Here is an 11,052-nt window from a genome sequence, read left to right as displayed (position 1 = left end):
CCAGCATCCGCTTCACCATCTGACTCTTGAATGCGTCCGTATACGGCACCGTTGTCTTCCTGCTCGCCCCGCTCAGGTGGTCACCTCGGCTGCTCAGCCGAGGCGACAACTACGCTGACACTGGGGGGGTATGACCAAACCAAGGTACATCCGGTCATGTCTCATCAGGTTCTGGCTCAATCTTGGTGTTGCTGTTCCAAGCCGATGGGTGAGCCGAAACCATCCGAAGGGGAAGAGGCTGTCTGCGGAAGATGCGGGGAAGAGGATGCCTGCGAAATGTGGCTGTCAGCAACTCCTGGACCAGTTTCTTCGGGCCATTCTTGCTTGTGCCGCCGGTGCACGCGTTGAGGATGAGGCACGGACCGTAGCGAGTGAGTCGGTCGATGAATTCTCTCTGGAAGACGAACTGGCCATGTTGGTTTTTGTACGTCCACAGGGCTTTCCAGACCGTATTCCGGATGGCATCCTGAAGCCCCACCTGCTTACACGGAGGCAAGAGGCGAAATATTGACGTTTGCCATTGAATGGGGTTGCAAAGAACGACATCCCTTTCCTCTTCATCGTCAGGAGATTCTGCGTCGCTCAATAATCGATGGAGAAAACAGAGCAGGCGAGCTTCCGATGTCGGGTTTTTCAGTGGCCCAATCGGCTCGAATTGCTCGGAATACTCATGGGCGTGAGGCGATTCAAGCAGGACGACGATGGCGCCATTTCGCACGACGCGAGTTCGGGGGACCTTACGGAGTTGCCCACTCTGCCATACGCACCGCACTTCGTCTGGGACCCGTTTGGAGTGCTTGAAGTGTTCGTCAGGCAGGTTGACTGTAGCTCCATTGGCTTGAAGGTCCGCCCACTGGGAAGATTTACTGGTCGCTTGAATGGGGTGCGATATGCCAGAAGGCAGTTCTGCGTTGAACGAAATTGTATACTTTGGCACTTAATCCACCTCCAATATGCTTCTGGTTATGTGTACCGATAGGGAAGGCAGGCAAACGAGGTGAAGCGCAGGGAAGCGCGGTCGAAGGCCTGGCCATTCTCAACCGCCTGGGGCAAAGGCAGGTTCCTGCCTAGATCAGGTACTCTGCGCTGCCCCTGGAGCCTCCCACCGCCTGTACAGGGGGAAGAGGGGCATTCAAATAAGGAGCATGGGGCATGGCGAAGCTTGAGGGCGAGACGTTCTTAAGGACGCTGTTGCAGGGCTACTACGGACCTACCGAGGCGGAACCCATTCGCAGGGCAATGCTGGACGCGACCTACTTTCTTGCTCCAGAGGTGGTTTCGGCGACCCAGGGATTGCCGCTGGTCCGGGCTAGAAGGATGACTGCCGGAGAGGCGAGGGACACGATTGTGGAGGGAGGTGACTTCGTCAGCGACAACTTCCCGCCCCACTATGTCTTCTGCGCGGCCACTGACGACAAGCGCCACAAGGGCAGCACCGAACTCTGTCACATCTATGGGGGGAAGGGCGAAGCACGAGATCCCTTCTTCTATACAAACCTTGCCAATCTCTGCTTGGTGCCATCCTTCCTCGCCAAGTTCGCGGATACCCATCCGCCCACCGTCGCACTTTTGAAGGGGTGCTCGTTCATTCTCTATGGGTTCGACCCCAGGGGCGAGATGCGCGGACGCAGCATCGACCCCTCACTCCGGCAACGCATCAAGATTGCTTCGCCGGTGAAACAAGGGTTGTTCTCGTCATTGCAGGACCGGGAAGACACAAGGTTTCTCGCGGCCAAGACAGCAGGCTACCTCTTCGCCGAAGACGGGAGCATCAATCGCAGCGATCCGTGGGTGGCTGCGATGATAGCTCGCCAAGCCGTCAGGTAGCGGCAGCGGGGCGCTTCCAAGAACTGCTGTCAAGCGGCTTCACCCTTGGGCTTCTGTGTCGAAACACCAGCGGCATGCTGACGCAGGAGCCGGACGAGTACGGAGAAGGCCAGCTTCGGCGGGACTGCATTGCCGATGCAGTGCGCGAGGAGTCCTCGGTTCGAGTTCGGCCCGAAGTCGAACCAGTCCGGGAAAAACTGCACGCGCGCTGCTTCATGGGGAGTCAGCGTACGCGGCTCTTCCGGGTGGAAATACCGCCCTTGGCCGGGGCTGCCGAACCCCGTGGTGATGGTGTGGGCCGGCTCGTTCCATTTGAGCTTCCCATACATCGCCTTGTAGCGATGCGAGGGGTTGTCGCGATGACATCTGGGCCGGAGATGGTTCGGCAAGTCGTGAATCTCCGGGTTCTCAAGCAGATACTTCGCCCTCTCTGCATTGGCGGGGCTCAACCGGGCCGGGGTGTCGAAGATCGATTGCATGGAGAACTTCTTCTTCTGAAGGTCCTGGATGGCCCACTGTAGGGTGCGAGGCTTCTCGATCTGCGGAAAGTCCAGCAGCTGTGGGACCTCGTCGCCACGATAGGCGACCAGGATATGGCGGACGCGTTTCTGGGGAACTCCGATGTCCACCATGCGCACCAAGCGGTGTTCCACGGTGTAGCCCAGGGCGCCTCTTAGGTACTCCGTTGCTCGAAGGAGTACCTCTCCATGATCGCGACGCACACCTTGGACGTTCTCGATGAGGACATAGCGAGGCTTGAGTACCTCGGCCGCTCGGACCATCACCATGTACAGCTCGTTCTTCTTGTCACGTCGGCGGGTGTGGTTGTTGAGGTCCGAGTGACCTTGACAGGGAGGGCCACCCACCAGGATGTCGACCCTGCCCACCTCGCGCCGCGTCTCTTGCTCGGCGGCGGAGAGGGGCTTTCCAGGGACCAGTCCGAACCTGGAGAGCACGTCGCCTCGGTTGTTCTTGACCTGAGAGGGGAAGTTCAAGTCGTACACGGCGCGAACGCGCTCGTCCAACTCCATGGCCAGGCGCACCTCAAGCCTCGCATTGATCGCGCGGCAGGCCTCCATGACTCCCAGGGTCAGGCCTCCCGAGCCCGCGAAGAGGTCAACCAGCCTCAAGCGCTCGGAGCCATCAAGAGGCAGCGATCGGATCCGGCTGCGCAGGAAGGTGGCATCACCACCATCGATTTGGTCCAGGTCGTCGCTCATCGCTTCGTGACACCTGCCTCGGAGAATCGGCGGACCAGAGCTGCTGGGTCTCGCAATGCGCACTGCCATACCACGAGAACACGATAACCGAGCCGCCTCAGTGCCAGCGCCTTGCGGGCATCTCGCCGACGGTTCGCAGCCAGCTTCGCTTCCCAGAAAGCGCTGTTGCTCTTGGGGGTGGTCGCCAGCTTGCAGCTGCGATGACCGTGCCAGAAGCAGCCGTGGACGAATACCGCCCAGCGCGCGCTCTTGTTGGCGATGTCAGGGGTTCCGGGCAAGTCTCGAGGACAGAGCCGGAACCGGGCTCCCGCCTTCCACAGGATCCGCCGGACTTCCACCTCTGGCTCGGTGTCACGCCGACGCACGGCTTTCATCCGGCGCGAGACTTCTTCCGTTGGCTGTATCCCTGGGCGATGGAGCGTCACGCGGGAAGGATAATCACGCCTCATCAGGTTTCAGCCGCGGAAGACCTGGAGGCTACGGGCTTGGCGCAGCCGCCTGCCTCCATCGGGAGGGGACTCGTGGAAGTTCCGTGGGTGCACCACTCGGCCGTGAGCGCGTCGGTCCTCCGTCCGCTCAAGCTCGAAGAAATACACCATCTCTCCGGCCGCCATCGCCCCCAGCCCCCGGGCAGGATTCACCCCGTCGACGATGACGAGATGACCGTTGGCATCGCGCAGCTCCACCGTGTCGCCGCGGGCTCCTGTCGCGACGCGCTCAAGCGTGCCCCACACGTCCAGTGGAGGCTCCTGCCCGGGAAGCGGCGGGTGCGTCCACGCATTGGGGCCCCAGTCAAGGTAGCGCCTGCACGAGGGCCGTAGGCGGCAGCCACGACAGTGAGGGCCGGGCTCGGCCAGGTCCTCGGTGCCAAGAGTTTTACCCGCCGGGAGCTTCTTGGAGATCGTCCGGAGCAGGGCTCGCGTTTCGCCGCGCTCCGTGTCACCCCACGGCACGTGGTGGCGATCGTCTCCCTCAAGTAAGAGACGCACGGCCCCGGCCCCGGCCTCTTCCGCAGCCAGGGCATACAGCCGCACCTGGAGCGTCGCGTCTGGCAGCAATTGCCCCTCTTCGTCATGGAGGCGGCCGGACTTGAAATCGATGATGTCGAAAGTGCCCGGCACCGTCTGCTCGATGCGGTCGGCTCTTCCCCGCAGCCGCACCGAGGGCGCAACCAGCCAAGCCTCGTCTCCCGTCTCAAGCCGTGGGGTGTCAGGGCCCTGGCCGGTAGGCACCGCCAGCAGATCTCCCAGCGGCCGTACGGGCCCATTCTTTCCCTTCAGCACCAGCCGTGAGGCCCACCGCCGGAGGCGCAGCTCCCGCAGCTCCCAGGCTCTGAACCCCATCGCTTCATTCAGAGGAACGAGTGCCGCGGTGCTCGTCGTGCGGGCCAGCTGAGCTTCTGCCTGCTGAGTGACCTCCGCCAGGAGCAAGGTGCACGCCTGCTCTTGACTCAGCTCCGCCTTCCAATGGCCTTCGCTCAGCTCGCGCCGCACGTGGTGCACGAGGGTGCCGACCAGCGCGTGAACGCCCGGGGGGAGGAGCACGGAGGCGCTCCGCTCGCCAAGCACCGAGAGCTTGCACCGCCCCAGCGCGCCGAAGCGAGATGGGGAGAAAAAAGCGGGTACCTCCACTCGCTCAAGCGAGCTTGGGAGTGGAGGGGGCCGCGTCATTGGTGGCTCCTTGCCTCGCTGATGATCTTCTCACGCACCAGTACTTGGCGGCGCAGGAGGTTGAAGCTGTCCCAGCACATGGGCAGTCCGCCCGCCTTCTTCGCCTCGCCATAGGCATGGGCAAGGATCGTCCCTGAAGGCGGCCCGTTCTCCTGGCTCCAGTCCCAGAGCGGATGCCGGATGAGGACCCACGGGGTGAGTTCACCGGCCTGTTTGCGGATCCGGAAGGCGGGGACCTTACCGAAGCAGATGCTCTCGCCCCCGAAGCGCTCGGCCATCTGCCGTGCCAGCCCCTCCGCGAACTTCGGCCAGCGGCCGAGCTCCACGTACGCCTCGAAGTCTCCCTCCCAGAGGCCCACCCCGTAGTCCGGGTCGACCATGGCCCGGATGAACGCCAGCCCCAACTGCCAGTCGAGCAGTCCGTGGAAGGGCTGGTTGCCGTAGCGCCGCAGGCAGCGGTAGCAGGACGAGTCGCACCCGGTATGCTTCGGGTCGAGGAACTGCTTGAGAGGGTACCTGCTCTTGTTCTCCAGAATGGACTGGACGAGGCGCGCGATGCGGGGCTGGCCACCTTCCTGCTGGACGAGCCAGTCGCAGTAGCCTGCTCCGTTCACCAAGTGATCGGTGATCTGCAGCAGGGGCCGCTGGTCCTCGCGCATGTAGCGCCGGGGCTCCAGTACGTCGAACTCCTCGGGATCGATGTCCAGCTCGAAGGCGGCCCGGCTGGCGATGATGAAGCTAGCCGACATCGCCGCCGCGCGGATGCCCAGCCAGCGTGTCACCTCGTCGTCGGCCACGCCCTCGTCCACGCGGGAGTACAACCGGTGGAGTGCCAGGCCGTCCTTCGTGCCGTGCGTGGCCAGGTAGAGGGAGTCCGTCGTCTTGGGCGCTGCCAGCCACAGATGCTGCTCCGTGGACTCGGGCGTGAAACTCCGTACCCGCTTGTCTAGCTCTCCGTCCGTGCAGATGACCTGGTTCTCAAGCTTGGCGCTCAGGAAGCTGTCCGTGCCCTCCTTCACGCTGAAGTAGCGCCCGGCGTTCTCGTGGTTGGGCCCTCGATTGAGCCGAAACGTCCGGCTGTTGCGGTACTTGAAGGGTAGCCTCCAGGTTCCCGGGGTACCGAAGCCCTGGGCCTCCTCGAAGGGGATCCGCTCCGCCTCGGCCTGGATGGAGCGATGGCGGACACCGCCGTCAGCTTCTTCCTCGGTGGTGCGCGGGAAGAGAGGCAGATCCGTCCGGAAGGCGTTGGGCACGCAGCAGCGCCGGCGCGCGTCCAGGTCAAGCGCCGTGCCGCACTCGCACTTGGTGGCCGCCTGCTGCTTGGAGAGGTCCGTCCAGGCCTGGCAGACCTTGCACTGCACCAGCTCGAAGCTATGGCTGAACGCCGAGTCCTGGATGGTGTAGATGGCCTCTCCGCCCTTGCGCCCAATGGGCGGCGTGAGGTCGGGGGTGAAGCCCACGGCCAGGTGCTCGCGCTTGTCGATGACGACGGTGGAGCCGGGGGCGAACTCGTAGATGGCGAGATCGATGTCCCGATCCACGGTACTCCACTTGCGCTCGCCGCCGCTTCGCCGCAGCCCCATGTACAGCTCGCGCACCCGGGTGGGCATGCCGTACATGGGCAGCAAGCCATACTCGGCCAGCACGTGCGCCAGACCCATCTGCTGGATGCGGTCCACGGCGGCTCTCATGCTCTGCATGAGCTCGGGCACCTTCACCTCGAAGCTCAGCGAGCTGCCCTCCTCAAGCAGCCGCGCCAGTTGCTGGGCGTAGCTCTGCTCCTCCTCAAGCGCCTTCTCCGTCCGTGCCTGCCAGGCGCTGTCCCGGAAGAGGGCCGTGGGTAGGTACTCGCCGTGGATGTCGGGGGGGATCATCAGGTCGCCCGGGAAGGGGCGCCCCGCCTTGCGCTCCTCCTCGCGCAGACGCCGGAAGGCGCTCCACAGCCAGCCCTTGCGCACCAGTCGGCCGCCGATGCTCTCCATCCGCTTGGTGAGGAACGGCGTCGGGGGAATGTCCCCCGTCATTGCCTTTGGCTCTCGGAAGTAGAAGACGTCGTGGCTCTTGGTCCGGCAGATCGTCAGGGCCAGGGAGAAGGCCTGGCCCCGGCGTCCCGCGCGGCCCACGCGCTGCTGGTAGTTGAAGCGCTGCGGGGGCATGTTCGCCTGGAGGACGACCTGCAGCGGGCCGATGTCGATTCCCACCTCCATCGTTGTCGTCACGGCCAACAGGTCGATCTCGCTCCTGAGCTTGAAGAGCAGGTTCTGCTCCCCGAGCACCCGCTCGCCCGCCTCCGCCGTCTCGTCACTGGTGCCCTCAAGGTCCTCCAGCCGTGGAACGAAGATGCCGCGGAACTGCCGCTGGCGCTCGGCGGGCCCCTCTGTCTGCCCGGTGAGCTCCTCGCAGTGGAGCCGGAAGGCGCCGTGGCCGTCGTCGCCGACGAGGGCGGCCGCGCGCTGGATGCGGCGGGCCAGGAAGCTGCGCACGTGCAACTCTGCGATGGGCCGCTTGTCCAGCTTGGGCCAGTCGAGTCTGGAGAAGCAGCGCGTGCAGACGCCGACGCCCGGGTGCAGGTGGACACGGGAGCACTGCGCGCACCGGACGTACTGGGCGTCATCCGCAACGAGCTGGATGCGGACAGAGGGCATGCGGATGAGCCCGTCCTTGTGCCCGGCGTCCGCGAGCTGATCCAGCGCCGCCTTCAGCTGCGGTTCCCAGTCGGTGCCCCACACCTCCTGGGCGAACTTCTTCACCTTGGGGCCCACCTGCGCGGCCTCTCTCCACTCCGGGGGCATCTTGGATTGGCCCATGTGATCCTTCTCGGCGAAGGGGCTGGGCCAGTACCGGTAGGCATCGGTCATCACCCGGAGCAACGCGGCCAGCTCTCCTGCGCGCCGCTGCTTCTGCTCGGGCGTGCCCTGGAGCGGCAGCGGCACCGTCGCATACCCCAGGCCCGACTCCTCAAGCGAAAAGTACGTCTTGCTGAAGACGACATCCGTCATCACCCGGTGCACCTCGGTGACGAGGTTGACGCGGGCATTGTCCATGGCGAGCGCCTCGTCGGCCTCCGTGGAGCTTGCCCAGGTCAGCTTGCCGGTCGCGGGGTCGAGCGAGAGCAGCCGGTTCCACGGGAAGCGCATCAGCACCGTGCCGCCGGGCTGTTGGCCGGCGGGGCGATCGACTCCCGCCCCATCGTAGGGGTGGACACCGCACCGGGCCATGTCCGCGATCAGCGCGGGAACCTCCGACGCCGGGCCGAGCTGCTCGGGTCTGGCGATGCCGATGATCTTGGAAAGCGCGGCGCTCGGATCGAGCAGGCTGGCGAGCTCGCTCTTCTTGGCGGCAAGCTGGGGAGACAGCATGTCCTTGACAGGGGCAGGTGCCGTGGCGAGGGTCTGCTCGATCGCAGCACACTCAGCTTCGAGCTTCGCCCGCCGACTGTCGCGGTTGGCAAGGTGGTGCCGCAGCGTGCGCACGAGCAGCACGCGGCGGATGTCCTGGTGGTGGTTCTTCTCGATGGAGAGCGCCGCCTTAGCCGCGTCCTGTCGGCTGTCCGAGAAGGACACCAGCTTGGGGAGCTCCACGGGGTTGGAGACACGTTGCGCGTCGAACAGCTCGGTAGCCAGCAGCTGCGTCGTCTTGGCGAAACCGGCCCGGAAGTTCCGTAGGGGAGACAGGCGGTAGCGAGTATCGATGCGGCCTTTGTACGAGGTGAGGCAGTTGGGGCAGGAGTAGGGCACGTTGGTGCCCGGGGAGTCCCAGTTGCGCTTGTGCCCGGCGTCGCTGCTACTGCCCTTCTCGTAGTACCAGCCCTCAAGGTGCCTGCTGGGGTCGAACTCCGAGTCCTTCAGTTTGTCCCGCATCAGGATGCCCCCCGTCTCCCGCTCAAGAACGGCCCTCAGCCACTGGCCCTTCTCCTTGTCCTTGTCCTTGTCCTTGCCCTTGGCTTCTGCCGGAGCGTCGGAGGGGCGGGGCTTGGAGCTGGGCCAGAAGAGAGCGTACTGCTGCCAGGAGAGATCCTCGAAGCGCTGGGATGCGGCGTCATCCGGCAGCCCCTCAAGCCTGGGCTCCTGGGGTAGGAGCTCGGCCAAGTAGGGGCTGCGGGAGAATTCGGCCCGCATGCCCCCGAAGAACAGCTCGCCGCAGCACTCGCAGTAGACGAGCTCGAAGAGCCGGTGCTCCTGAGGCCCCTGGGGAGTGTCGATGGCGATGCGGTGCGCCTGCTCGATGGTGAGTTGGCCCACCTCGGCCCGCCGCTCCTGCTTCGTCTTCGCTGCGCCGAGGCCCTTGTAAGCCGGGGCGTAGAGGCCTTCGATGCTCCGGAAGAAGGTGTGGACTCGGAATGTGGGTAGATTGAGCCCCCCGAGGTAGCCGAGCGCCTTCAGCCCATCCGCCACGCCGCGAACGAAGAGCAGCCCACGCAGGGCCTCCAGGTGCTCGGTGGCCGTGTGCCCTGGCTCGGCCGTGAGAGGCCCGAAGAGCTTCTCCGCCAGCTCGCTCACGGGCTGCGCGCGAGTGCGCCCCTCGTCCTGCTGCCAGCACGCCCACAGCAGGCGGTAGGTCGCCTCGGTGATGGCATCGGAGATGGCCTGGGACAGCGGCTTGTCCGCGCCGATGCCAAGGGCCGCGCAAACGCGCCTCCACGCGGGCTCGAGGGGCTGGACCCCGTCGGGCACCTTGGCGAACAGTGGTTGAGCGAGGGGAACGTCGGGGTCGCGCCATTCCGAGCTCTGGTGCGCAAGGAGCAACTCGCGGAAGGGGGCTGGATCAAGCCGCACTTTCGCGGGCTCGGTGGTGGGCTCATACCGGCCTTTCCGCTCGTGCCCGGACACGATGGACTGGCACCACAGTTCCTTGGAATCCTTCTCGCTCCGGTCCGCTGGGGACAGGCCAAACGGGCCGAACATGTCCCACAGGTACTGGGAGCTTTTCTCCGCCTCCGCCTGAGGCGCGGCGGGGAGCGACGCGCTTGAGGCCAGGATGCGGACCTTGCCTCGCTGCTTCGCGCTCTGGGTGAGGCCCAGCCGCTCAAGCAGCATGCGCAGTAGGAAGGACACCTCGGTGCCTGCGGCGCCGCGCTGCAGGTGCAACTCGTCGAGCACGAGGAAGAAGTACGCATCGTCACGCTCAAGCCACTTGCGCGTCTGCTTGAAGATGGGCTCTTCGACCTCGCGGTTGAGCATGGCGCTCAGCATGCTGACGTTGGTGATGAGGATGTCCGGCGGATCCAGCTGCATGTCCCACCGGTTGCTCATCTCCGCGCCGTCCACTGACGGGAACATGAAGGGCGCGTCATCGACGCCCGTAGCGGACGGGGCCCGGTCCGCGTCCTTGTCCGTGAGCTGCAGCTTCTCAATCCGCTGGCGAGTCGCATCATCGGGAGCCCCGAAGAGCTTCTGGTAGTCCTCCAGGAGACTCGACCGGGAGCGCTTGCCCACCTTCGGGTCCTCCGCGAAGGCGAGGAAGTCCGCCGGCGTGGGGGCACCGTGCTGCTTGCCGTGCTCCTTGAGCCTGGCGTGAAGGTTCTCCTGGGCCTGCCTGTCTAAGGCGTGGAGCCGCGCCTGGATCTGCCCACGCTCCAGGGCCGCCATGTACTCGAAGAGCTGGGTCAGCCGGCGGCCGCGGCGATCCCGCTCGTCCTGCCACACGTCTTCGTACGCCACGTCACCGTTGGCATCGGCCAGCTTGTGTCCCTCAAGCTTGATGGAGCCCATCTTCTTCGCGGCGGCCTTGCCTGCCATGAGGAAGGAGTCCAGTCCGCGAGGGGTACTCGTCGAGCCGGGATGGCCGGTGACCTCGGTGGCGCCGATGTAGCGGCCAAAGAAGATGCGGTTGCCATGGAAGTGCTCCTTCATGGCCTCGCGCGCCTCGGCGGAGTCGAGCGCCTTGCGCAGGCGCACGAGCTGGTCCTCGACCAGTGCGTTCATCGGGTAGAGGACGAGCGCGCGGACCGCCGCCGTGCGCTTCTCGCCCGCGCGGTGCCTCTCGAAGGCGGTGTTCAGGGGATTCTTCGCGTCGGGCCGCTTGTGCTTGGGCAGTTCCAGGTAGCGCCGCCCCTTCTTCTCCTCGGAGTAGGGCTGACCCGTTTCGGGATCGACCCACCAGTTCTGCCCGAGGTACCCCTTCTCGGGGACTCCCCAGCCGACGGCCTCCTGGGAGATGCGCGCCAGCAGGGGCAGCATGAAGGACTCCGTCTTGCCCGAGCCCGTGCCCCCCAGTGTCAGCGTAGTTGTCGCCTCGGCTGAGCAGCCGAGGTGACCACCTGAGCGGGGCGAGCAGGAAGACAACGGTGCCGTATACGGACGCATTCAAGAGTCAGATGGTGAAGCGGATGCTGG

At 65.1% G+C, this 11,052-nt stretch carries 6 protein-coding genes; 1 reads left to right on the top strand and 5 read right to left on the bottom strand.

The features are described 5' to 3' along the window. Window positions 1-154: 154 nt before the first annotated feature. The gene (locus D7V88_RS42705; RefSeq protein WP_147448961.1) at window positions 155-718 is read right to left on the bottom strand and encodes a hypothetical protein; all 564 of its coding nucleotides are present in this window, start codon (window positions 716-718) and stop codon (window positions 155-157) included. Window positions 719-1,152: 434 nt separating this feature from the next. On the opposite strand from D7V88_RS42705, the gene D7V88_RS33285 reads away from it, so the two are divergent. Beyond that, complete coding sequence (locus D7V88_RS33285) at window positions 1,153-1,827, top strand: hypothetical protein (RefSeq protein WP_120544647.1); 675 nt, start codon at window positions 1,153-1,155, stop codon at window positions 1,825-1,827. A gap of 29 nt (window positions 1,828-1,856) precedes the next feature. Here D7V88_RS33285 and D7V88_RS33280 read toward each other — a convergent pair whose 3' ends face one another. Genes D7V88_RS33280 through D7V88_RS33265 form a run of 4 tightly spaced genes read right to left on the bottom strand, consistent with a single transcriptional unit; the run spans window position 1,857 to window position 11,022 of the window. Then, entirely contained in the window at window positions 1,857-3,047 is a 1,191-nt protein-coding gene (locus D7V88_RS33280) for a DNA cytosine methyltransferase (protein ID WP_158625215.1), read from the bottom strand. After that, the gene (locus D7V88_RS33275; protein WP_120544645.1) at window positions 3,044-3,496 is read right to left on the bottom strand and encodes a very short patch repair endonuclease; all 453 of its coding nucleotides are present in this window, start codon (window positions 3,494-3,496) and stop codon (window positions 3,044-3,046) included. The genes D7V88_RS33280 and D7V88_RS33275 overlap by 4 nt, the downstream gene beginning before the upstream one ends. A gap of 6 nt (window positions 3,497-3,502) precedes the next feature. After that, window positions 3,503-4,717 (bottom strand): PD-(D/E)XK nuclease family protein, encoded by a 1,215-nt coding sequence (locus tag D7V88_RS33270; protein WP_120544644.1) that lies wholly within the window; start codon window positions 4,715-4,717, stop codon window positions 3,503-3,505. After that, complete coding sequence (locus D7V88_RS33265) at window positions 4,714-11,022, bottom strand: DEAD/DEAH box helicase (protein WP_120544643.1); 6,309 nt, start codon at window positions 11,020-11,022, stop codon at window positions 4,714-4,716. Before D7V88_RS33265 ends, D7V88_RS33270 begins: the two co-directional genes overlap by 4 nt. Window positions 11,023-11,052 lie beyond the last annotated feature (30 nt).

It is taken from the genome of Corallococcus terminator (genome assembly GCF_003611635.1).
Taxonomy (GTDB): domain Bacteria; phylum Myxococcota; class Myxococcia; order Myxococcales; family Myxococcaceae; genus Corallococcus; species Corallococcus terminator.
This window is presented reverse-complemented; position numbering and strand designations above follow the sequence as displayed.

Coding starts and splice junctions, on each gene's coding strand:
- D7V88_RS33285 (WP_120544647.1), top strand. CDS start 1,153: ATGGCGAAGCTTGAGGGCGAGACGTTCTTAAGGACGCTGTTGCAGGGC.
- D7V88_RS33280 (WP_158625215.1), bottom strand. CDS start 3,047: ATGAGCGACGACCTGGACCAAATCGATGGTGGTGATGCCACCTTCCTG.
- D7V88_RS33275 (WP_120544645.1), bottom strand. CDS start 3,496: ATGAGGCGTGATTATCCTTCCCGCGTGACGCTCCATCGCCCAGGGATA.
- D7V88_RS33270 (WP_120544644.1), bottom strand. CDS start 4,717: ATGACGCGGCCCCCTCCACTCCCAAGCTCGCTTGAGCGAGTGGAGGTA.
- D7V88_RS33265 (WP_120544643.1), bottom strand. CDS start 11,022: ATGCGTCCGTATACGGCACCGTTGTCTTCCTGCTCGCCCCGCTCAGGT.